Origin of the sequence: Curtobacterium sp. MCPF17_002 (genome assembly GCF_003234115.2) — a bacterium.
In the GTDB taxonomy this organism is placed as follows: domain Bacteria; phylum Actinomycetota; class Actinomycetes; order Actinomycetales; family Microbacteriaceae; genus Curtobacterium.
The window spans coordinates 2,581,187-2,602,816 of sequence record NZ_CP126251.1 but is presented as its reverse complement, the minus strand read 5'-3'; the positions used below and the strand labels follow the sequence as shown (position 1 = coordinate 2,602,816).

Sequence of the window (21,630 nt, the reverse complement as noted above, 5' to 3'; positions counted from 1 at the left end):
TGGAGTGACGCGGAAGCGGACCCGGTCGTGCTTGACTCTGTGCGCATCGACAGCGTGCACACCCACGCGGCCGCCGGAAGGAACGAACCAGTGAGCGACCAGTACCCGCCCCAGGACCCGTACGCGCAGAACCCGCGCCCGCAGAACCCGTACGGACAGCAGCACTACGGCCAGAACCCGTACGGCCAGAACCCGTACGGACAGCAGCCGTACGGCGCGCAGAACCCGTACGGTCAGCCGACGCCGAACGGCCAGCAGCAGGGGCAGCCGCCGCTCTGGGCACCCTGGTACGGCATCCCGTTCCCCCAGGCGTTCCTGCGCTTCTGGAAGAAGTACGTGCGCTTCGACGGTCGTGCGAGCAAGAGCGAGTACTGGTTCTGGGTGCTCTGGTACGTGATCGGCAACGTCGCGGCCGGGATCGTCGGGTCGGTCTTCAACGTCCTGCCGTTCATCGGCAACGCGGACGACGGCATCGTCCGGCTCTGGGCGCTCGCGTGCTTCATCGGGTTCATCGCCCTGACCATGCGACGCCTGCACGACGTGGACCTCAGCGGTTACTTCGCCCTGTTCTTCATCATCCCGCCGATCGGCATCCTGTTCTCGCTCATCGTCGGCCTGCTCGGCACGAACCCGCAGGGGCAGCGGTTCGACCGTCCGGACCGCAGCTGAAGCCCGATCGCTCCACCCGTCGACACCCCCGGTCACACGCTGACGGGGGTGTCGGTGTTCTGGTTGAATCTGAGCCGACACATCAGCCGACACACCTGGGGGACCCCGTGAGCGACCAGTACCCGCCGAATCCGTACAGTCAGCAGCCGGCACCGGCCGGACCCGGGGGTGAACCGCCGCTGTGGGCTCCGTACTACGGCATCTCGTTCGGTGGGGCCGTCTCACGGTTCTTCAAGAAGTACGCGACCTTCAGCGGTCGCGCCAGCCGGAGTGAGTTCTGGTGGTGGTACCTCGCCAACGGGATCATCGGCATCGTGCTCGGCATCCTCGCCGGCATCGGCGCGGCCACGTCGGACCTCCGGGTGGACTCGTACACGGGGCAGATGTCGGGCGGCTTCAGTGCGCTTTACTGGATCATCGCCGTGATCTCGCTCCTCTGGGGCCTCGCGATCCTCGTGCCGACGCTCGCCCTCGGCTGGCGTCGCCTGCACGACGCGAACCTCGCCGGGCCGCTCTGGTTCATCGCGCTGTTCATCGGCATCGTCGGGATCGTCTACGGTCTGCTGCCGTCGAACCCCGAGGGTGCTCGCTTCGACCGGCCCGAGGGCGCTCGATGAGCAACGGCATGCCCCAGTGGGCGCCGCCGACCGAGCAGCAGCAGTACGGTCAGCCGTTCCCGCAGTACGCCCAGCAGGTCCCGGTGGGTCCGGATGGCAAGCCGCCGCTCTGGGCTCCGTGGTACGGCATCGGTCCCGTCGACGCCGTCACCCGGTTCTTCAAGAAGTACGCGCGCTTCGACGGTCGCGCGAGCCGGAGCGAGTACTGGTACTGGGTGCTCACGAACGCCATCGTGACGGTCGTGCTCTACGGGAGCTTCTTCGTCGTGCTCTTCGCGACGAGCCCCACGACGACGGTGGTCGACGACAACGGCTTCTCGAGTCGGGTGAGTGGTGCGCCGTCGCCGTTCGCCTTCGTCCTCCTGGGGCTGTTCGGCTTGTGGTGGCTCGCGACCGTCGTCCCGAACCTGGCGCTCATCTGGCGACGGATGCACGACGTCAACCTGCCCGGGGCGTTGAGCCTGGTGAGCCTGGTCTTCTGGCCCGTCATGGTCGTCTTCGCCTGCCTCTCGCCGAACCCCGCCGGCGCACGTTTCGATCGACCCGAGGGAGCCCGATGAGCAACGACACCCCGCAGTGGGGACCGCCCGCCGGCGGCGACCAGGAACCGCAGGGCCAGCAGCCGTCCGACCAGCAACAGCCGCAGGACAGTCAGCAGAACCCGTACGGACAGCAGCAGCCGCAAGACGGCCAGCAGCCCAACCCCTACGGGCAGCCGCCGCAGTACGGGCAGCAACCGCAGTACGGCCAGCAGCCCAACCCCTACGGTCAGGCACCGCAGTACGGGCAGCCGAACCAGTACGGGCAGCAGCCCCAGTACGCTCAGCCGCAGCAGCCGTACGGCCAGCCGTACCCGCAGTACGCCCAGCCGATCCCGGTGGGTCCGGACGGTGCGCCACCGCTGTGGGCGCCCTGGTACGGCATCGGGTTCCTCGATGCCTTCACCCGGTTCTTCAAGAAGTACGCCCGGTTCGACGGCCGAGCCAGCCGCAGCGAGTACTGGTACTGGTTCCTCGCGAACGCCATCGTGACCGTGGTCCTCTTCGGCGGGTACATCGCTGCGATGATCTCCTGGGCCGCCTCGGCATCCCGCGTCGATGCGTACGGCAACGAGTACACGGCGAACACGCCGCCGGTCCTCGGGCTGACCCTCCTCGGGCTCTACGGACTCTGGTGGCTCGCGACGATCGTGCCGACCATCGCGCTCGGCTGGCGCCGTCTCCACGACGCCAACCTGCCCGGTCCGCTCTGGCTGCTGTCCCTGGTCACCGGCGTCGCGTCGATCGTCTTCGGCTGCCTCCCGCCGAGCCCGAGCGGAGCGCAGTTCGACCGCCCCGAGCAGCGCTGACACCGAGCAGCGCTGACCGGACTCGCACCACCACGCACGACGAAGCGGCCCTCCCCGACAGGGGAGGGCCGCTTCGTCGTGTGTCGCGTCAGCGACCCGTTCAGACCACCCGGAGGCGGGAGAGCGAGCCGTCAACGACGAGGTCCCGCACCGTGACGGACGGATCCGCCGTCTGGAAGCGGAGTGCGCCTCCGGGCTGGTCGAACCAGGGCTGGACGAACCGGACCGTCACCAGGAACGGCCGCTCGACCAGGTACCGGTGCGTTTCCGGAGCCGCAGCCACGTGCGGCGGCAGCGACCGGCTCGGGGCCGGGGTGTCGAGCGGGTGCAGGAGGTACCCGTCCGGACCACCGATGCGGTCCACGGGGACGCCCGCGGGGATCTGGATGGTGAGCCCTTGCTCGCCGGCCTGGGCGACCTGCTGCGCGAGCTGCGGGTACGTCGACGCCGCACGGTCGCGGAGCCCGTCGAGCTCGTGCTGGGGGATGTCCCGCGGCGCGGGGAAGGGACGGTTGAGGAAGCGGCGGAGCATCTCGACCGCGTCCTCTTCACCGCGGGCGGTGGCGATCCGACGAGCGGTGCCGTAGTCGACCACCTCGAGCGCGAAGTCACCCGAGCCGTTCGTGTCCGAGGGGACGATGCGGAGCGCGCCCTCGACGGGCGGCTCGTGCAGGGTCTCGCCGGGGAGCTGCACGTACCGGATCGTGTAGCCGAGCTGGTCGAGGATGGGGCGGGTGTCCGCGAACGTCATGGAGCGGAGCCTATCGGTGGTGTCTCTGGCGAGCCTTGGACGACGCCGAGCGTCGCCCCTGACCCCTGGATCAGGCCTGATTCCTGGATCAGGCCTGACCCTGGAACAGGCCTGACCCCTGGATCAGGCTCGACCCCGCATCAGCGCCTGCTTGACCTCGGAGATCGCCTTGGTCACCTGGATGCCGCGCGGGCAGGCGTCGGTGCAGTTGAAGGTCGTGCGGCAGCGCCAGACGCCTTCCTTGTCGTTGAGGATGTCGAGGCGCACGTCCGCCGCGTCGTCGCGCGAGTCGAAGATGAAGCGGTGCGCGTTGACGATCGCCGCGGGGCCGAAGTACTGGCCGTCGGTCCAGAACACCGGGCACGACGAGGTGCACGCCGCGCAGAGGATGCACTTCGTGGTGTCGTCGAAACGGGCGCGTTCGGCGACGGACTGCACGCGCTCCTTGCCCTTCTCCGGAGCCGACTTCGGCTGCAGGAACGGCTGGACCTCGCGGAAGGACTTGAAGAAGGGCTCCATGTCCACGATGAGGTCCTTCTCGAGCGGCAGACCCTTGATCGCCTCGACGTAGATCGGCTTCGACACGTCGAGGTCCTTGATGAGGGTCTTGCACGCCAGACGGTTGCGCCCGTTGATGCGCATCGCGTCGGACCCGCACACGCCGTGCGCGCACGAGCGGCGGAAGGTCAGGGACCCGTCCTGCTCCCACTTGATCTTGTGCAGGGCGTCGAGGATGCGGTCGGTCGGCAGCATCATGACGTCGAAGTCCTGCCAGCGCGGCTCGTCGTCGACGTCCGGGTCGAAGCGGCGGACGATCACCGTGACCGGGAACGATCCGGGAGGGGCGTCCTGCACCGTGTCCGTACGGGGTGCGTCGGAGACCAGGGTGTCGGTCATCTCAGTACTTCCTCTCCATCGGCTGGTACCGCGTCACGACGACTGGTTTCCAGTCGAGGGTGATGTGGTCGTCGGCGAGTGACGAGTGCGGATCGCCCGTCAGGTACGCCATGGTGTGCTGCATGTAGTTCTCGTCGTCGCGCTTCGGGAAGTCGTCGCGCATGTGGCCGCCGCGGGACTCCTTGCGGTTCCGTGCGGAGTAGACGACGACCTCGGCGAGGTCGAGCAGGAACCCGAGCTCGACGGCCTCGAGCAGGTCGGTGTTGAACCGCTTGCCCTTGTCCTGCACGGAGACCTGCATGAAACGGTTGCGGAGCGTGTGGATCGTCTCGGTGACGCGGGCGAGGGACTCGTCGGTGCGGAACACCTGCGCGTTCTTGTCCATCTCGTCCTGCAGTTCCTTGCGCAGGGCGGAGACCCGCTCGGTGCCGGTTGAGGCGCGGAGCTGCTCGAGCATCGCCCGGACGCCGGCCGCGGGGTCCTCCGGCAGCGGGATGAACTCGGCGGTCTTGACCCACTCGGCGGCGTTGTTGCCGGAGCGCTTGCCGAACACGTTGATGTCGAGCAGGGAGTTCGTGCCGAGACGGTTCGAGCCGTGCACGGACACGCACGCGCACTCGCCCGCGGCGTAGAGGCCGGGGACGACGGTGGTGTTGTCGTACAGCACCTGCGCGTCGGTGTTCGTCGGGATGCCACCCATCGCGTAGTGCGCGGTCGGCATCACGGGGACGGGCTCCACCACCGGGTCGACCCCGAGGTAGGTGCGGGCGAACTCGGTGATGTCCGGGAGCTTCGTCTCGAGCACCTCGGCACCGAGGTGCGTGCAGTCCAGCAGGACGTAGTCCTTGTTCGGACCGGCGCCGCGGCCCTCGGCGACTTCCTGCACCATGCACCGGGCGACGATGTCACGCGGTGCGAGGTCCTTGATGGTCGGTGCGTAGCGCTCCATGAACCGTTCACCGGAGGCGTTGCGGAGGATCGCGCCCTCGCCGCGTGCACCCTCGGTGAGGAGGATGCCGAGGCCGGCGAGCCCGGTCGGGTGGAACTGGAAGAACTCCATGTCCTCGAGCGGGAGGCCCGTGCGCCACACGATGCCGACACCGTCGCCGGTCAGGGTGTGCGCGTTCGAGGTGGTCTTGTACATCTTGCCGAAGCCGCCGGTGGCGAAGATCATCGCCTTCGCGTGGAAGACGTGCAGCTCACCGGTGGCGAGCTCGAAGGCGACGACGCCGACGGGCTGCTTGCGGGTGACGCCGTCCTCGCCGACGACGTCGACCATGATGAGGTCGAGTGCGTAGAACTCGTTGTAGAACTCGACGCCGAGCTTCACGCAGTTCTGGAACAGGGTCTGCAGGATCATGTGGCCGGTGCGGTCCGCGGCGTAGCAGGCCCGGCGCACGGGCGCCTTGCCGTGGTCGCGGGTGTGGCCGCCGAAGCGTCGCTGGTCGATCTTGCCCTCGGGCGTGCGGTTGAACGGCAGCCCCATGTTCTCGAGGTCGATGACCGCGTCGATGGCTTCCTTCGCGAGGATCTCGGCGGCGTCCTGGTCGACGAGGTAGTCACCGCCCTTGATCGTGTCGAAGGTGTGCCACTCCCACGAGTCCTCTTCGACGTTCGCGAGCGCCGCGGCCATCCCGCCCTGCGCCGCACCGGTGTGCGAACGCGTCGGGTACAGCTTCGAGATGACGGCCGTCTTCGCCTTCGGGCCGGCTTCGATGGCGGCACGCATGCCGGCACCGCCCGCGCCGATGATGACGATGTCGAACTGGTGGTGGTGAACGGTGGTCTCGGTCACTGGGGCCTTTCAGGGGAGGTGGCCGCGCCGGCGGTGGTGTGGTCGGCGGGCGAGTCGGAGTGCGCGGGCGCTGCGGCCCGGTGGCTGCTGCTCGGTCCTGCTGTCGGTGCTACTGCTGTTGGTGCTACTGCGCGGGGCAGAACGACGGCAGGTCGGCAGCGGCGGCGCCGGCCGGGCAGGGATCGAACGTCCAGCACACGAGGAGGCCGAGGACGACGAGCACGACGCACGCGATGAGGATCGCGACGAGGAGGGTCTTCCGGATGCCCGGCTTCGACACGTAGTCGTTGACGATCGTCCGCATGCCGTTGGAACCGTGGATCAGGGCGAGGACGAGCATGAGCGAGTCCCACACCTGCCAGAACGGCGACGCCCACTTGCCGGCGACGAACGCGAAGTCGATCTGCTTGACGCCCTCGCCCGCCACCATGTTGACGAACAGGTGGCCGAAGATCAGCACGACGAGCAGGACGCCCGATCCGCGCATGTAGATCCAGCCCCACTTCTCCCAGTTCGTGGTGCGGCGGGCTGCTGCTGCTGAGCGCGGGGGCTCGACGGTCTGCGTGGTCATCCGGGCGCCCCTTAGTTGAAGTCCGCGACGAGGTTCATGAGCTGGCGCGGCAGGAAGCCGGCGATGGCGATGGCCCAGAGGACGATCACGATCCAGAACATCGCGCGCTGGTACTTCGGGCCCTTCGACCAGAAGTCGATGAGGATGATCCGGAGCCCGTTGAACGCGTGGAACACGATGGCCATGACGAGGGCGATCTCGCCGAGGTTCATGATCGGCGTCTTGTAGGTGCCGATGACCGCGTTGTAGGCCTCGGGCGAGAGCCGCACCAGCGCGGTGTCGAGGATGTGCACCAGCAGGAAGAAGTAGATCGCGACGCCGGTGATGCGGTGGAGGACCCACGACCACATGCCCGTGGAACCGCGGTAGAGGGTTCCCTCGAGCTTCCGAGAGGCACGCGGTGCCTCGATCGTCACGCTGGGCACAGCGGTTGCCGTACCGGTCTGCTCGGCCATGAGCTCGTCCTCCCATAGGACGGGCTCGCCCGATCGGCGAGCCCTTGCCGTTCGTGTTCGTGTCGAACACGACCATCCTATGCGCGCGCGCTGACCTTCTCGTGCCAGTCGGCCCGGGCACCACGCGCCGTGGCGGGCGGGGCGCCGATCGTGCGTGCCGTTTGGTGGTGTCCGAGGAGCTGGTCGCCCACCGCTTCCCACGTGGTCCCCTCGACGCGCAGCCGTCCGGCCGACCCCATCCGGTCGGCGAGGGCCCGGTCGTGGTGCAGGCGAAGGACCGCGCGACGGAGCGCCTGCGGGACGTCCGGGTCGTAGAGCTCGCCGTCCAGGCCGGGCGCGACCAGGTCGAGCGGTCCGCCCGACGCCGGTGCGATCACGGGCAGGCCGCTGGCGTGCGCCTCCTGCAGGGTCTGCCCGAAGGTCTCGGCCGGGCCGGTGTGCACGAACAGGTCGAGCGCCGCGTACGCGTCCGCCAGCGCGTCGCCGCGGAGCGGACCGGTGAACGTCACGTCGAGGTGGCGCAGGCGCCGCTCGAGCAGCGACCGGGAGGGACCGCCCCCGGCGACGACGATCCGGATGCCCGGGATGCCGCCGAGCTCCGCGAGCCGCTCGACCTCCTTCTCCGGTGCGAGCCTGCCCACGTACCCGACGATCGTCTCGCCGCCGGGCGCGATCCGATGGCGGAGCGCACGGACGTGCGCCGACCCACGGCGGGAGGGGTGGAAGAGCTCGGTGTCCACGCCGCGCCCCCAGCGCGCGACACGGGGGACGCCGTCCTCCGCCAGCATCGACGCCGTGGCCGTGGACGGCGCGAGGGTCAGCGACGCTCCGGCGTGGATCCGGCCGAGGATCCTCCTGACCAGCGGGACGGTCGCCGTCAAGCCGTTGCGGCGGGCGAACCCGGCCACGTCGGTCTGGAAGACGGCGACGGAGGGGATGCCGAGCCTCCCGGCTGCCGTGATCGCACGCCCACCCAGCAGGAACGGACTCGCGGCGTGGAGCACGTCGGCGCCGGAGGCGGCGAGGATCGTGTCGAGGACGGGGTGGGGGAGGGCGACCGGGAACTGGCGGTACGCCACGGCCGGGATGCGGTGGACGTCGAAGGAGCGGTAGCGCTCCACCTCGGTGCGGGAGCGGAACCGGGCGAGGCCCGGGGTGTCCGGCGCGATGACGACCGCGCGGTGGCCACGGCGTTCCAGGTGGTCGAGGACCGCCAGGACGCTGGTGGTCACGCCGTTGAGGGTGGGCAGGAAGCTCTCGGTCACGACGGCGACGGTCCGTTGGGACGTGCCACGCTCCACGCTGCGTGCGTTCATGGCGAGGTCCATGGTCCGCGTGCCGCGTGGCCCCGCGGGGCCGTCGACGTGAACGCCGAGCACGCAGGTGGTGAACAGGCGGACTGGAGGCGCGGTCAGCGCCCGGCGGACCGCCCGCGGTGGGCGCGTGCGGACTTCCGCACCGAGCCCGTGCGGGAAGCCTGCGGGAAGCACCCAGGTCGTGCCCGGCGGCACCGGTACGGTGAGCACGTGGCAGACGCACTCGAGGACTTCTACGCGATCATCCCCGCCGGCGGCATCGGATCGCGGCTCTGGCCGTTGTCGCGCGCGGATGCGCCCAAGTTCCTGCACGACCTCACCGGTTCCGGCACCTCGCTGCTCCGGCAGACGTGGGACCGGCTGGCGCCGCTCGCCGGGGACCAGCGGATCATGGTCGTCACCGGCCGTGCCCACCGGGTCGCCGTCGAGTCGCAGCTGCCGGGCGTCGAGGACCACAACGTCGTGCTCGAGAGCGAGCCGAAGGACTCCACGGCGGCCATCGGCCTGGCCGCGGCCATCCTCGTCCGCCGCGAACCGGACGTCGTCATCGGCTCCTTCGCCGCCGACCACGTCATCGGCGACGCCCGCGGCTTCCGTCGCTCCGTGCGCGAGGCCGTCGCCGCCGCCCGCGCCGGGTACGTCACGACGATCGGCATCACGCCGACCGAGCCCGCCATCGGCTTCGGGTACATCCACGCGCACGGCGAGACCCTCGGCATCGAGGGTGCACCGACCGCGCACGCCGTTCGCTCCTTCGTCGAGAAGCCCGACCTGGACACCGCGCGCTCCTACGTCGAACAGGGCACCTACCTCTGGAACGCCGGCATGTTCATCGCCCGCGCCGACGTGCTCCTCGCCGAGATCGGCCGGACCAAGCCCGCGCTGCTCGCCGGCATCGAGGAACTCGCCGACGCCTGGGACACCTCGGCGCGCGGCGCCGTCGTCGACGCGGTGTGGCCCGGGCTCGAGAAGATCGCGATCGACTACACGGTGGCCGAACCCGCTGCCGCTGCCGGACGCATGGCGGTCATCCCCGGCGACTTCGACTGGGACGACGTCGGCGATTTCGCGTCCCTCGCCAAGCTGCAGTCCGGCGGCCGGACGAACAACCTCGCCGTGCTCGGCGACGGCGCCCGCATCCTCGCGGACTCGTCGAGCGGCATCGTGGTCTCGCACAGCCAGCGGCTCATCTCGCTCATCGGCGTCGAGGACATCGTCGTCGTGGACACCCCCGACGCCCTGCTCGTGACCACCGGTGCGAACGCCCAGCGCGTCAAGAGTGTGGTGGATGCACTGAAGATCAGCGGTCGCGGCGACGTCCTGTAGCGCTCCATCACGAAAAGCGCTTGACGTCCCCCGAACTGGGGGCCAGGACGTGACTCCGCGTTACGGGCGCGTTTCCGCGCGGTCGCGATCCCGTAACTGATCCACAGACCCCTCCGAGGTCGTCCTGTACCGGCCGGGCGGTCGTGTACTGTCGCCACGATCGCCCGGAACGCACGTGGTCCGGGCACGCTCCCCGGAGGAACCCACCCGTGACATCTCGTACCCGTCAGGTCCTGCTGAGCGCCCTCGCGCTCGCCGGCACCGCCGCCGTCCTCGCAGGCTGCTCGGCCGCCCCGTCCGACAACGCCTCGGCCAAGAAGACCGACTTCCGCCCCTGCATGGTCTCCGACGCCGGCGGGTTCGACGACAAGTCGTTCAACCAGCTCGGGTTCGAGGGCATGAAGGACGCCGCCGCCGACCTCGGCGCCACCTACAAGCAGGCCGAGTCGAAGGACGCCACCGTCTACGACTCGAACATCGAGCAGCTCGTCGGCCAGAACTGCAACCTCATCGTCACCGTCGGCTTCAACCTCGCCGACGCCACGAAGAAGCAGGCCGCGGCGAACCCCGACACCGACTTCGCCATCATCGACGACAACTCGATCGACGCGAAGAACGTCAAGCCGATCACGTTCGACACCTCGCAGGCGGCGTTCCTCGCCGGCTACGCGGCCGCGTCCTACTCGAAGTCCGGCGTCGTCGGCACCTTCGGCGGCATGCAGATCCCGACCGTCACCATCTTCATGGACGGCTTCGCGGACGGCGTGAAGTACTACAACGAGCAGAAGTCGAAGAACGTCAAGGTCGTCGGCTGGAACGTCGACACCGGCAAGGGCTCGTTCACCGGTGGGTTCGAGGCGGGCACGCAGGCCAAGGCCGTCGCGCAGACCCTCATCGACCAGGACGCCGACGTCATCCTCCCCGTCGGTGGCCCGATCTACCAGTCGGCCGCCGAGGCGATCAAGGACGCCGACAACGGTTCCGTCCTGATCGGTGCGGACAGCGACCTCTACGAGGCCGACCCGCGCTACAAGGACATCGCCTTCACGTCGGTCGAGAAGGGCATGCGCCCCGCCACGAAGGACGTCGTCGAGCAGGCCGCCGACAAGAAGTTCTCCAACACGCCGTACGTCGGCACGCTGAAGAACGACGGCGTCGGCATCGCGCCGTTCCACGACTTCGCCGACAAGGTCGACAAGGGCCTGCAGAAGGAACTCGACACGATCAAGGCGGGCATCATCGACGGCTCGATCAAGGTCAAGACGCAGTCCTAACCCGATGAACGCGGGCGAGGGATCCTCCCTCGCCCGCGTTCTCGTGCGCCCGTGTGGCGCGCGCGAGACAGAAATAGACTCCCGAACATGAAGCTCGAACTCCGCGGCATCACGAAGCGGTTCGGCCCCCTCGTCGCCAACGACCACATCTCGCTCACCGTCGAGCCGGGTGAGGTCCACTGCCTGCTCGGCGAGAACGGCGCCGGCAAGTCGACCCTGATGAACGTCCTCTACGGCCTGTACCAGGCCGACGAGGGCGAGATCCTCCTCGACGACGTCGTCCAGGACTTCGACGGACCCGGTGACGCCATGCGTGCCGGTATCGGCATGGTGCACCAGCACTTCATGCTCGTGCCGGTGTTCACCGTCGCCGAGAACGTCATGCTGGGTCAGGAGCAGACCACCTTCGGCGGTCGGCTCGACCTCGCCGGAGCCCGCGCGCGCGTCCGCGAGATCTCCGACCGCTTCGGGTTCGACGTCGACCCCGACGCCAAGGTCGAGGACCTCCCCGTCGGCGTGCAGCAGCGCGTCGAGATCATCAAGGCGCTGTCCCGCGACGCCTCCGTGCTGGTGTTCGACGAGCCGACGGCCGTCCTCACCCCGCAGGAGACCGACGAGCTGATGGGCATCATGCGCCAGCTCCGCGAAGCCGGCACCGCGATCGTCTTCATCACCCACAAGCTCCGCGAGGTCCGCGAGGTCGCCGACCGCATCACCGTGATCCGGCTCGGCAAGGTCGTCGGCGAGGCCTCGCCCACCGCGACCAACAACGAGCTCGCCGCGCTCATGGTCGGCCGCGCCGTCTCGCTCGTCGTCGACAAGGCACCCGCGACCGGGGGCGAGGACGCGCTCGTCGTCGAGAACGTCACCGTCACCGACACGAACGGCATCGTGCTCGTCGACGACGTGTCCTTCACCGTCCGCCGCGGCGAGGTCCTCGCCATCGCCGGCGTGCAGGGCAACGGCCAGACCGAGCTCACCGAGGCGATCATGGGCCTCGAGCCGGTGCACGCCGGACGGATCACGCTCGACGGGCGCGAGCTCACCGGGCGCAGCGTCAAGCAGATCCTCGACGTCGGGGTCGGCTTCGTGCCGGAGGACCGGAAAGAGGACGGGCTGGTCGGCGAGTTCACCATCGCCGAGAACCTCATGCTCGACCGCGCCGACCACGCCGAGTTCGTCCGCGCCGGCACCATCCGTGCCGCGGAGCGCGACGCGTTCGCCGACGAGAAGATCGCCGAGTTCGACATCCGGACGCCGGGTCGCACCACCGCGGCCGGCCGGCTGTCCGGCGGCAACCAGCAGAAGATCGTCCTCGCCCGCGAACTGAGCCGCGAACTGCGCCTCTTCGTCGCGGCGCAGCCCACGCGCGGCATCGACGTCGGGTCGATCGAGTTCGTGCACAAGCGCATCGTCGCCACCCGCGACACCGGCGTCCCGGTCATCGTCGTCTCCACGGAGCTCGACGAGGTCGCGGCGCTCGCCGACCGGATCGCCGTGATGTACCGCGGCGGGATCGTCGGCATCGTCCCCGCGGACACCCCGCGGGACGTCCTCGGCCTCATGATGGCCGGGGAGATCCCAGAAGGAACGGAGCTGGCAGCGTGAGCACCCCCACGCCCGAGAACACGCAGCCGACCGAGGCACCGACCGAGGCTCCCGCCGAGGCACCCACCGACGACCGCCTGCAGGACGTCGAGTCGACCCCGCACCTCATGACCGACTCCGCAGAGGACACCGAGCGCCGCGACGGCGGCGACCGCTGGCAGGCCGCGATGCAGGGCATCCTCAACGGCTCCGCCCTCGTCACGGTCCTCGCCGTCGTCCTCGCCCTGGTCGCCTGCGGCATCCTCATCGCGATCACCGACGAGAACGTCCGCGCCACCGCCGGGTACTTCTTCGCCCGTCCCGGCGACATGCTCCGTGCGGTGGGTACGGCGGTCGGCGGTTCGTACTCCTCGCTGTTCCAGGGCTCCGTGATCAACTTCGGCGCCGACTCGTTCCAGCAGGCGATCGTGCCGCTCACGCGGTCGATCGACTACGCGGTGCCGCTCGTCGCGGCCGGCCTCGGTGTCGCGCTCGCGTTCCGTGCGGGCCTGTTCAACATCGGCGGCCAGGGGCAGATCCTGATGGGCGCCGCGGCGGCCGGCTGGGTCGGCTTCTCGTTCGACCTGCCCGCTGCGGTCCACATCCCGCTCACGATCATCGCCGGCATCGTCGGCGGTGCGGTGTGGGGCGGCATCGTCGGCGTGCTCAAGGCGCGGACGGGTGCGCACGAGGTGATCGTCACGATCATGCTCAACTACGTCGCGCTCTACCTCGTGAGCTACCTCCTCCGCACCCCGGGCCTCCTGCAGGCACCGGGCAGCACGAACCCGATCTCGCCCGCGACGAAGGACAGCGCGGTGCTGCCGGCACTGTTCGGTCCGCGGTACGGCGTCGACCTCGGGTTCGTCGTCGCGATCATCGCCGTGGTCGTCGTGTGGTGGCTCGTCAACAAGTCCTCCCTCGGCTTCCGCTTCCGCACGATCGGTGAGAACCCCCGCGCGGCGCGGGTCGCCGGCATGAGCGTCCCCGCCCTGACGATCTGGGTGCTGGTCCTCTCCGGTGCGCTGGTCGGCATCGCCGGCGCGTACCAGGTGCAGGGCGCGGTGACGTCCGGCTTCACGTCGAACATCGACGCCGGCATCGGCTTCGACGCCATCACCGTCGCACTCCTCGGCCGCTCCAAGCCGTGGGGCGTGTTCTGGGCGGCGATCCTGTTCGGCGTCCTGAAGAACGGTGGCTACGCCATGCAGGCAGCCAACGGCATCCCGATCGACATCGTCGGGGTCATCCAGGCCCTCATCGTCCTCTTCATCGCGGCCCCGCCGCTCGTCCGCGCGATCTTCCGGATCCCGCAGCCGGGCGCGCGTCGACGCGTCAGCACGAAGACCAGCAAGAAGGCGGTCGCCGCGTGAGCACCCTCAGCCCCACGGCGGCCCCTGCGTCGCCCCTCACCGACCGTCCGGTCGAGACCACCCGCAGCTGGAAGCTGCCGATCGGGTACGCGGTGTTCACCGTCGTCGCCCTGGTCTTCTTCATCCTGCTGCAGCGCGCCGGCACGACGACGTTCCGCCTGGCGAACCCCGGCGACTTCTTCGCGCTGCCGGACGTGCCGCTGCCCGCCACCGCGACCGGCATCGTGGTCGTGCTCCTGCTGGCGATCGCCACCGTGTACGCCGTCGTCGAGGTCCGCGCGTCGCGGAGCGTCCCGCTCTGGGTGACGTCGGTGTTCGCGATCGTGTTCGTCATCGGCTTCCTCACGTGGGCAGCCGCCGGCGCGACGATCCCGCTGCCGGGTCTGCTCGTCGGCGCCCTCGGCCTCAGCGTGCCGCTCGTGTTCGGTGCCCTCGGCGGGGTCATCTCGGAGCGGGTCGGCGTCGTGAACATCGCGATCGAGGGCCAGTTCCTCGCCGGCGCGTTCACCTCGGCGCTCATCGCGTCGATCTCCGGTTCGCCCTGGGTCGGCCTCGTCGGTGCGCTCGTCGCCGGTGTCCTGGTGTCGTTCGTCCTCGCGGCGTTCAGCATCAAGTACCTCGTCGACCAGGTCATCGTCGGTGTCGTCATCAACGCGTTCATCTCGGGGCTCACCGGCTTCCTGTACTCGCAGGTGCTCTCCCCGAACGAGGAATCGCTCAACGTCGGCATCCGGTTCCCACGGATCGAGATCCCGCTCCTGCACCAGATCCCGGTGATCGGCCCGATCTTCTTCGAGCAGACGGTCGTCGTCTACCTGGCCTACATCGCGGTCGCCGTCGTCACCTTCGCGCTGTTCAAGACCCGCTGGGGCCTCCGCCTCCGCGCGGTCGGCGAGCACCCGCAGGCCGCCGACACGGTGGGCATCAACGTCACCAGCACCCGGTTCTGGAACGTCTCGCTCGCCGGCGCGATCGCCGGTCTCGGTGGTGCCTACTTCACGCTCGACGCGGTCGGTCCGTTCACGAAGGACATGACCGCCGGCGCGGGCTACATCGCGCTCGCGGCGGTCATCTTCGGCCGCTGGGACCCGATCAAGGCGACGCTCGCGGCGCTGCTGTTCGGCTTCGCGTCGAACCTGCAGAACACCCTCGGTGCGATCAACTCGCCCGTGCCGAGCGAGTTCCTGCTGATGCTGCCCTACGTGGTGACGATCTTCGCGGTGGCCGGCCTGGTCGGGCAGTCGCGCGGTCCCGCCGCCTCCGGCAAGCCCTACATCAAGAGTTGACCCCGCACGACCACGGCCTGGAGGCACGGCACATGACCGACACGCACGCTTCGGGTGACCAGGCGGTCACCGCCACCGCCGGGGCGGACGCCGCCCCGCGCCTCCCGTCCGATGTGGACTGGACCGCCCTGCGGACCGCAGCGACCGCCGCGATGCGACACGCCTACGTGCCGTACTCGTCGTTCCCGGTGGGCGCTGCGGCGCTCACCGACGACGGCCGGATCGTCTCCGGCTGCAACGTCGAGAACGCGTCGTACGGGGTGACGCTGTGCGCCGAGTGCTCGCTCGTCTCGCAGTTGCACATGACCGGCGGCGGGAAGCTCGTGGCCTTCGCGTGCGTCGACGGCGACGGGGCGACCCTGATGCCGTGCGGGCGCTGCCGTCAACTGCTGTTCGAGCACTCGGCCGAGGGGATGCTCCTCGAGACCGTCTCCGGCATCCGCACCATCGACGAGGTCCTGCCGGACGCGTTCGGGCCGCGCACCCTCGTCACCTACCAGCAGGAGCACTGATCACATGGCCGTCGAGCCCTTCGACACCGTCGACCTCATCCGCACGAAGCGCTCCGGCGGCGCACTGAGCACCGCCGAGGTCGACTGGCTCGTCGACGCGTACACGCGCGGCTACGTCGAGGACCCGCAGATGGCGGCGATGGCCATGGCGATCTTCCTCAACGGCATGGAGCGGCGCGAGATCAAGGACCTCACGCTCGCGATGATCGCGTCGGGGGAGCGGATGTCGTTCGGCTCGCTCGGCAAGACCACGGTCGACAAGCACTCGACCGGCGGCGTCGGCGACAAGATCACCCTGCCGCTGGCACCCCTCGTGGCGTCGTTCGGCGTCGCCGTCCCGCAGCTGTCCGGGCGCGGGCTCGGCCACACCGGCGGGACGCTCGACAAGCTCGAGTCGATCCCCGGGTGGCAGGCGTCCATCTCGAACGACCGCATGCTGCAGGTGCTGCAGGACGTCGGCGCGGTCATCTGCGCGGCCGGGTCCGGGCTGGCCCCAGCGGACAAGAAGCTGTACGCGCTCCGCGACATCACCGGCACGGTCGAGTGCATCCCCCTCATCGCGTCGAGCATCATGTCGAAGAAGATCGCCGAGGGCACGGGGGCGCTCGTCCTCGACGTGAAGTTCGGCTCGGGCGCGTTCATGCCGTCGTACGAGGCGTCCCGTGAGCTCGCGCAGACGATGGTGGACCTCGGGAACGACGCCGGCGTCGCCACCTCGGCGCTCCTCACCGACATGGAGGTCCCGCTCGGCCTGACGATCGGCAACGCCCTCGAGGTCCGCGAGTCGGTCTCGGTCCTCGAAGGCGGTGGCCCGGCCGACGTCGTCTCGCTGACCCTCTCGCTCGCGTCGGAGATGCTCCGGCTCGCCGGGATGCCCGACGCCGACCCCGCTGCGGCACTCGCCGACGGCCGGGCGATGGACACATGGCGACGGATGATCGAGGCGCAGGGCGGCGACCCCGACGCCACGCTGCCGGTGGCGCGCGAACAGCACGTCGTCACCGCGCCGTCGTCGGGCGTGCTCGCGACCCAGGAGGCACTGCCGTTCGGCATCTCCGCCTGGCGCCTCGGTGCCGGGCGTGCGCGCGCGCAGGACCCGGTGCAGGCCGGGGCCGGCATCGAGCTGCACGTCAAGCCGGGCGACACCGTCACCGAGGGGCAGCCGCTCTGGACGCTGCACACCGACGACGCGTCGCGGATCCCGCGGGCGCTGGAGTCGCTCGAGGGGGCGTGGTCGATCGGCGACGCGGCGCCGGACCGCGGGCCGATCGTGCGGGAGCGCATCACGTCCTGAACCCGGCCACCCTGCGGGCGCGACCGCCCGTCGGGTCCCTGTGGGGAGCCTCCAGTCAGCCGACGCGTCTGTTGTGCACAGGTGCCTGCGCGTGGTCGGTGACCACCGATAGCCTGGGGGCATGAGCGCCGACGCCACGACCCACCGCCTGCCCGACGCCGGAGCGGTCATCAACGACCTGCCGAAGGTCTCGCTGCACGACCACCTCGACGGTGGCCTCCGTCCGGCGACGATCATCGAGCTCGCGGCAGAGTCCGGCGTGACGCTGCCGACCACCGACCCGGCCGAGCTCGGGCAGTGGTTCGCCGACCAGTCGAACTCCGGCTCGCTCGTCGAGTACCTCAAGACGTTCGACGTCACCACCTCGGTGATGCAGACGGCCGAGCAGCTCCGCCGGGTCGGCCGCGAGTTCGTCGAGGACCTCGTCACGGACGGCGTCGTCTACGGCGAGATCCGCTGGGCGCCCGAGCAGCACCTGCAGGGCGGGCTCACGCTCGACGAGACGGTCGAGGCCGTGCAGGCCGGCATCGAGGAAGCGGTCGACGCCGCCGACGGACGCATCCGCGTCGGACAGCTCGTCACCGCCATGCGCCACGCCGACCGGTCCCTCGAGATCGCCGAACTCGCCGTCCGTCACCGCGACCGTGGCGTCGTCGGCTTCGACATCGCCGGTGCCGAGGCCGGGTTCCCGGCGTCGAACCACCGTGCCGCCTTCGACTACCTCGCCTCCGAGCTCTTCCCCGTCACCGTCCACGCGGGCGAGGCGGACGGGCTCGCATCGATCCGTTCCGCGCTCGTCGACGGCCGTGCGCTGCGCCTCGGCCACGGCGTCCGCATCTTCGAGGACGTCACCCTCTCCGACGCCGGCGACGGTTCGACGCTCGCTTCCCTCGGCGAGGTCGCGGCCTGGGTGCGCGACCGTGAGATCCCGCTCGAGGTCTCGCCCTCGTCGAACCTGCAGACCGGTGCCGTCGCGGCGTGGGGCGACGACCTCGCCGACCACCCGTTCGACGTGCTCTACCAGCTCGGGTTCCGCGTCACGGTGAACACCGACAACCGCCTCATGAGCGGCACCTCGCTGACGCGCGAACTGGCGCTGCTGGCCGGCACCTTCGGCTACGACCTCGACGACCTCGCGGCGTTCCAGATCAACGCGGCCCTCGGCTCGTTCCTGCCGCTCGAGGACCGCGAGGAGATCATCGCCACGATCACGGCCGGGCACCAGGAGGCCTGACGCATGCCGTTGCCGCCACTGCCGGACGACGCCGTCGTGCTCGGGGCCTCCGCGTCCTCGTGGCGCGAGGCGCTCCGGCTGGCCGGCGGTGCCCTCGTCGCTTCTGGGGCGACCACCGACCCCTACACCGAGGCCATGATCGCCCTGGTGGACGAGCACGGACCGTACATCGTCATCTCCCCGGGGCTCGCGTTCGCGCACGCCCGACCGGGGCCGGCGGTCCTCCGTGACGGGTTGTCCGTCGTGACGCTCGCGTCGCCGGTCGCGTTCGGGCACCCGCACAACGACCCCGTCCGGGTCGTGCTCGGGCTCGCGGTGGCCGGGGTCGGGACACACCTCGAGTCCATCGGCGAGATCGCCAACCTGTTCAACGACGCCACCGTGACCGGACGGCTCGCGGCGGCCACGACGGCGGACGAGGTCCGCGCCATCATGGGAGTGTCAGCGTGAAGATCGTGACCATCTGCGGTGCCGGGATCGGTGCGAGCGCGATCCTCAAGGTGAACGCCGAGAAGGCGCTCGCCACGCTGGGGCTGACGGCGTCGGTCGTGGCGGCGGACGTGGCATCGGTGCAGAAGGTGTCCGACGACGCGAACGTCATCCTCACCAGCCAGGAGTTCGTCGAGGCGATCGGGGAGACCTACGCCGAGGTCATCGTCATCCGGAACCACTTCGACCAGGGTGAGATCACGGCGGCGGTGGACCGGGCGCTCGGGGAGCACTGAGCGCTCAGCCGCCCTTTAGAGTTGGGGCATGAGCACGGAGAACCCGCTGAACGACCCCGCCGCCGACCCCTTCGAGGTCGCGCGCGCCGCCGCCGCAGTCATCGCCGACCGGTCCGGCATCGAGCGCCACGACATCGCCCTGACCCTCGGCTCCGGCTGGGGCAAGGCGGCGGACCTCGTCGGTGAGACGGTGTCCGAGATCCCCGCGTCGGACGTCCCCGGCTTCAGCGCATCGGCCGTCCCCGGACACTCGGGCACGGTTCGTTCCATCCGCATGCCCGACGGCCGCCACGCGCTCGTCATCGGAGCACGCACGCACTACTACGAGGGCCACGGCGTCCGTCGGGTCGTGCACAGCGTCCGGACCGCGGCCGCGACCGGCGCCTCGATCATGGTCCTCACGAACGGTGCCGGTGGCATCAAGGAGCACTGGACGCCGGGTACTCCGGTCCTCATCAGCGACCACATCAACCTCACGGCGGACAGCCCGCTCGAGGGCGCGACGTTCGTCGACCTGACCGACCTGTACTCCTCCCGGCTGCGCGCGGTCGCCCACGGCGTCGACCCGTCGCTCGACGAGGGCGTCTACACGCAGTTCCGCGGCCCGCACTACGAGACCCCGGCAGAGGTCCAGATGGCGAAGGTCATCGGCGGCCACATCGTCGGCATGTCCACGGCACTCGAGGCCATCGCCGCGCGTCAGGCCGGCATGGAGGTCCTCGGCTTCTCGCTCATCACGAACCTCGCCGCGGGCATCCAGAAGACCCCGCTGTCGCACACCGAGGTGCTCGAGGCCGGCAAGCAGGCCGAGCCGGTCCTCGCGGACCTGCTCGCCCGCGTGGTGGCGGCACTGTGAAGATCGCGCTCGACGCCCTGCTGACGACGGCTCGTTCCTGGCTCGCGCAGGACCCCGACCCCGTCACCCGGTCGGAGCTCGAGGCCGCGATCGCCGCGGCTGCCGACGGTTCCGGGCCCGAGGTGCAGGCGCTCGCCGCCCGCTTCTCCGGTCGCCTGGCGTTCGGCACGGCCGGACTCCGCGCCGAGCTCGGGTACGGGCCGCTCCGGATGAACCGGGTCGTCGTCACGCAGGCGGCGGCGGGGCTCGCGCGCTTCCTCATCGACACCGGGCGACAGCAGAGTGTCGTCATCGGCTACGACGGCCGGGTCAACTCCGACGTCTTCGCCCGCGACTCCGCCGAGGTGATGCGCGGCCTCGGGCTCGAGGTCACCCTGCTGCCGTCGGCGCTCCCCACGCCCGTGCTCGCGTTCGCGGTGCGGCACCTCGGGGTCGGCGCGGGCGTCATGGTCACGGCGAGCCACAACCCGCCGCGGGACAACGGCTACAAGGTCTACCTCGGCGGTGAGGACGAGGGCTCCCAGATCGTGCCGCCGGTCGACGGCGAGATCGCCACGGCCATCGACGCCGTCGCTGCCGGGTCGATCACCGACCTGCCGCGCGCCACCGACTACACCGTCGCCACGTCGGCCCTCCTCGACGCGTACGTGGCCGCCACGGCCGCGACCGTGCCCGCGCCGGTACTCGCACCGGATGCGCAGCCGAAGGTCGTGTACACGGCCATGCACGGCGTCGGGTGGGAGACCGCGCGCGCGGTGTTCGCCGCAGCCGGGTTCGCTCCGCCGGTGGTGGTGCCGGAGCAGATCGAGCCGGACGGGGCCTTCCCGACCGTGTCGTTCCCGAACCCCGAGGAGCCGGGGGCGATGGACCTGTCGATCGCCCGCGGGATCGCGGTCGGGGCGGACCTCGTCATCGCGAACGACCCCGACGCCGACCGGCTGGCGCTCGCGATCCCGGTCGTGTCCGGGTCGGACGCGCCGTCGTTCCGTCGGCTGTCCGGCAACGAGGTGGGCTGGTTGCTCGGGTGGCGTGCTGCGACCCGTGCCGTCGCGGCCGGGGTCACCGGCACCCTCGCAGCGTCGATCGTGTCGTCGCCGGCGCTCTCGCGCGTCGCCGCCCGTCACGGCCTGGAGTACCGGGACACCCTGACCGGCTTCAAGTGGGTGTCGCGCGTGCCGGACCTGCTGTTCGGCTACGAGGAGGCGCTCGGCTACCTGGTCGACCCGTCGGTCGTCCGCGACAAGGACGGCATCTCGGCGGCGCTCGACCTGCTGTCCCTTGCCGACGAGCTCGCGGCTGCCGGTTCGACGATCGCCGACCACCTCGACGCCTTCGCCGCGGAGTTCGGCGCGTTCGCCTCCGGGCAGGTCTCGACCCGCGTGGACGACCTCAGCCGCATCGGCACGATCATGCAGTCGTTGCGCACGTCGCCGCCGTCGTCGCTCGGCGACCTGTCCGTCGTGTCCACGACGGACTACCTCGACGGGGTCGAGGGCTTCCCGCCGTCGGACATCCTGCGCTACGACCTGACCGGCGAGGCGCGCGTGATCGTCCGCCCGAGCGGCACCGAGCCCAAGGTGAAGGTCTACATCGACACGGTGGCGTCCACCCCCGCCGAGGCCCAGTCGCTCGTCGACGCCCTCGCCGCGGCCGTGCGCCCCCTCGTCTCGTAGGGCGCGTCCCGCCCGCGCGGCGCACGCGCTCGCCGCGCACGCTCCCGCGCACGTCGCACAACCAAAGTCGC

22 protein-coding genes are annotated in these 21,630 nt (G+C 70.2%); 16 read left to right on the top strand and 6 right to left on the bottom strand.

What is annotated here, in order from left to right; genetic code table 11:
- Positions 1-90 precede the first annotated feature (90 nt).
- From DEJ28_RS12075 to DEJ28_RS12060, 4 genes are all read left to right on the top strand, one after another.
- A complete protein-coding gene (locus DEJ28_RS12075; protein ID WP_181433642.1) occupies positions 91-669 on the top strand; it encodes a DUF805 domain-containing protein in 579 nt (192 codons plus the stop codon).
- A gap of 107 nt (positions 670-776) precedes the next feature.
- Positions 777-1,286, top strand: a complete 510-nt coding sequence (locus DEJ28_RS12070) for a DUF805 domain-containing protein (RefSeq protein ID WP_258367971.1) — start codon at positions 777-779, stop codon at positions 1,284-1,286.
- Positions 1,283-1,846, top strand: a complete 564-nt coding sequence (locus DEJ28_RS12065; protein WP_111114825.1) for a DUF805 domain-containing protein — start codon at positions 1,283-1,285, stop codon at positions 1,844-1,846. Before DEJ28_RS12070 ends, DEJ28_RS12065 begins: the two co-directional genes overlap by 4 nt.
- Positions 1,843-2,634 carry a DUF805 domain-containing protein gene (locus DEJ28_RS12060; RefSeq protein WP_181433643.1) on the top strand — a complete coding sequence of 264 codons (792 nt, stop codon included), beginning with the start codon at positions 1,843-1,845 and terminating at the stop codon, positions 2,632-2,634. Before DEJ28_RS12065 ends, DEJ28_RS12060 begins: the two co-directional genes overlap by 4 nt.
- A gap of 100 nt (positions 2,635-2,734) precedes the next feature.
- Here the strand turns inward: DEJ28_RS12060 and DEJ28_RS12055 are convergent, their stop codons facing one another.
- The 6 genes from DEJ28_RS12055 to DEJ28_RS12030 all read right to left on the bottom strand — a co-directional run bounded on the left by DEJ28_RS12055 (position 2,735) and on the right by DEJ28_RS12030 (position 8,419).
- Complete coding sequence (locus DEJ28_RS12055) at positions 2,735-3,385, bottom strand: TNT domain-containing protein (protein WP_111114826.1); 651 nt, start codon at positions 3,383-3,385, stop codon at positions 2,735-2,737.
- Positions 3,386-3,508: 123 nt separating this feature from the next.
- On the bottom strand, positions 3,509-4,282 hold the full coding sequence (locus DEJ28_RS12050; RefSeq protein ID WP_111114827.1) for a succinate dehydrogenase iron-sulfur subunit: 774 nt from the start codon (positions 4,280-4,282) through the stop codon (positions 3,509-3,511).
- A 1-nt stretch (position 4,283) separates the two neighbouring features.
- Positions 4,284-6,077: a succinate dehydrogenase flavoprotein subunit gene (gene sdhA, locus DEJ28_RS12045; RefSeq protein ID WP_111114828.1), complete on the bottom strand. Its 1,794-nt coding sequence runs from the start codon at positions 6,075-6,077 to the stop codon at positions 4,284-4,286.
- Between the two features lie 124 nt (positions 6,078-6,201).
- Positions 6,202-6,648, bottom strand: a complete 447-nt coding sequence (gene sdhD, locus DEJ28_RS12040; protein ID WP_111114829.1) for a succinate dehydrogenase, hydrophobic membrane anchor protein — start codon at positions 6,646-6,648, stop codon at positions 6,202-6,204.
- A gap of 11 nt (positions 6,649-6,659) precedes the next feature.
- Positions 6,660-7,103 carry a succinate dehydrogenase, cytochrome b556 subunit gene (gene sdhC / locus DEJ28_RS12035; protein WP_111114830.1) on the bottom strand — a complete coding sequence of 148 codons (444 nt, stop codon included), beginning with the start codon at positions 7,101-7,103 and terminating at the stop codon, positions 6,660-6,662.
- A 77-nt stretch (positions 7,104-7,180) separates the two neighbouring features.
- A complete protein-coding gene (locus tag DEJ28_RS12030; RefSeq protein ID WP_258367973.1) occupies positions 7,181-8,419 on the bottom strand; it encodes a glycosyltransferase family 4 protein in 1,239 nt (412 codons plus the stop codon).
- A gap of 210 nt (positions 8,420-8,629) precedes the next feature.
- Here DEJ28_RS12030 and DEJ28_RS12025 point away from each other — a divergent pair, with 210 nt between their 5' ends.
- The 12 genes from DEJ28_RS12025 to DEJ28_RS11970 all read left to right on the top strand — a co-directional run bounded on the left by DEJ28_RS12025 (position 8,630) and on the right by DEJ28_RS11970 (position 21,559).
- Entirely contained in the window at positions 8,630-9,745 is a 1,116-nt protein-coding gene (locus DEJ28_RS12025) for a mannose-1-phosphate guanylyltransferase (RefSeq protein WP_111114941.1), read from the top strand.
- Between the two features lie 209 nt (positions 9,746-9,954).
- Entirely contained in the window at positions 9,955-11,019 is a 1,065-nt protein-coding gene (locus DEJ28_RS12020; protein WP_111114832.1) for a BMP family lipoprotein, read from the top strand.
- A gap of 87 nt (positions 11,020-11,106) precedes the next feature.
- Positions 11,107-12,627, top strand: a complete 1,521-nt coding sequence (locus tag DEJ28_RS12015; RefSeq protein WP_111114833.1) for an ABC transporter ATP-binding protein — start codon at positions 11,107-11,109, stop codon at positions 12,625-12,627.
- Complete coding sequence (locus DEJ28_RS12010) at positions 12,624-13,979, top strand: ABC transporter permease (protein ID WP_220034597.1); 1,356 nt, start codon at positions 12,624-12,626, stop codon at positions 13,977-13,979. The genes DEJ28_RS12015 and DEJ28_RS12010 overlap by 4 nt, the downstream gene beginning before the upstream one ends.
- Entirely contained in the window at positions 13,976-15,265 is a 1,290-nt protein-coding gene (locus tag DEJ28_RS12005) for an ABC transporter permease (RefSeq protein ID WP_111114834.1), read from the top strand. Before DEJ28_RS12010 ends, DEJ28_RS12005 begins: the two co-directional genes overlap by 4 nt.
- A 32-nt stretch (positions 15,266-15,297) precedes the next feature.
- Positions 15,298-15,777, top strand: coding sequence for a cytidine deaminase (locus DEJ28_RS12000; RefSeq protein WP_111114835.1), 480 nt, complete (start codon positions 15,298-15,300; stop codon positions 15,775-15,777).
- Between the two features lie 4 nt (positions 15,778-15,781).
- Entirely contained in the window at positions 15,782-17,071 is a 1,290-nt protein-coding gene (locus DEJ28_RS11995) for a thymidine phosphorylase (RefSeq protein WP_111114836.1), read from the top strand.
- 121 nt (positions 17,072-17,192) lie between these two features.
- Positions 17,193-18,305, top strand: coding sequence for an adenosine deaminase (locus tag DEJ28_RS11990; RefSeq protein ID WP_111114837.1), 1,113 nt, complete (start codon positions 17,193-17,195; stop codon positions 18,303-18,305).
- Positions 18,306-18,308: 3 nt separating this feature from the next.
- The gene (locus DEJ28_RS11985) at positions 18,309-18,755 is read left to right on the top strand and encodes a PTS sugar transporter subunit IIA (protein ID WP_111114838.1); all 447 of its coding nucleotides are present in this window, start codon (positions 18,309-18,311) and stop codon (positions 18,753-18,755) included.
- Positions 18,752-19,030: a PTS sugar transporter subunit IIB gene (locus DEJ28_RS11980; protein ID WP_111114839.1), complete on the top strand. Its 279-nt coding sequence runs from the start codon at positions 18,752-18,754 to the stop codon at positions 19,028-19,030. Before DEJ28_RS11985 ends, DEJ28_RS11980 begins: the two co-directional genes overlap by 4 nt.
- Positions 19,031-19,058: 28 nt before the next feature.
- Positions 19,059-19,886 (top strand): purine-nucleoside phosphorylase, encoded by an 828-nt coding sequence (locus DEJ28_RS11975; RefSeq protein WP_111114840.1) that lies wholly within the window; start codon positions 19,059-19,061, stop codon positions 19,884-19,886.
- The gene (locus DEJ28_RS11970; protein WP_111114841.1) at positions 19,883-21,559 is read left to right on the top strand and encodes a phospho-sugar mutase; all 1,677 of its coding nucleotides are present in this window, start codon (positions 19,883-19,885) and stop codon (positions 21,557-21,559) included. The genes DEJ28_RS11975 and DEJ28_RS11970 overlap by 4 nt, the downstream gene beginning before the upstream one ends.
- The last annotated feature ends 71 nt before the right edge of the window (positions 21,560-21,630 follow it).

Coding starts and splice junctions, on each gene's coding strand:
- DEJ28_RS11985 (WP_111114838.1), top strand. CDS start 18,309: ATGCCGTTGCCGCCACTGCCGGACGACGCCGTCGTGCTCGGGGCCTCC.
- DEJ28_RS12030 (WP_258367973.1), bottom strand. CDS start 8,419: ATGAACGCACGCAGCGTGGAGCGTGGCACGTCCCAACGGACCGTCGCC.
- DEJ28_RS12000 (WP_111114835.1), top strand. CDS start 15,298: ATGACCGACACGCACGCTTCGGGTGACCAGGCGGTCACCGCCACCGCC.
- sdhC (WP_111114830.1), bottom strand. CDS start 7,103: ATGGCCGAGCAGACCGGTACGGCAACCGCTGTGCCCAGCGTGACGATC.
- DEJ28_RS12055 (WP_111114826.1), bottom strand. CDS start 3,385: ATGACGTTCGCGGACACCCGCCCCATCCTCGACCAGCTCGGCTACACG.
- DEJ28_RS12065 (WP_111114825.1), top strand. CDS start 1,283: ATGAGCAACGGCATGCCCCAGTGGGCGCCGCCGACCGAGCAGCAGCAG.
- DEJ28_RS11990 (WP_111114837.1), top strand. CDS start 17,193: ATGAGCGCCGACGCCACGACCCACCGCCTGCCCGACGCCGGAGCGGTC.
- sdhD (WP_111114829.1), bottom strand. CDS start 6,648: ATGACCACGCAGACCGTCGAGCCCCCGCGCTCAGCAGCAGCAGCCCGC.
- DEJ28_RS12050 (WP_111114827.1), bottom strand. CDS start 4,282: ATGACCGACACCCTGGTCTCCGACGCACCCCGTACGGACACGGTGCAG.
- DEJ28_RS12015 (WP_111114833.1), top strand. CDS start 11,107: ATGAAGCTCGAACTCCGCGGCATCACGAAGCGGTTCGGCCCCCTCGTC.
- DEJ28_RS11995 (WP_111114836.1), top strand. CDS start 15,782: ATGGCCGTCGAGCCCTTCGACACCGTCGACCTCATCCGCACGAAGCGC.
- DEJ28_RS12060 (WP_181433643.1), top strand. CDS start 1,843: ATGAGCAACGACACCCCGCAGTGGGGACCGCCCGCCGGCGGCGACCAG.
- DEJ28_RS11975 (WP_111114840.1), top strand. CDS start 19,059: ATGAGCACGGAGAACCCGCTGAACGACCCCGCCGCCGACCCCTTCGAG.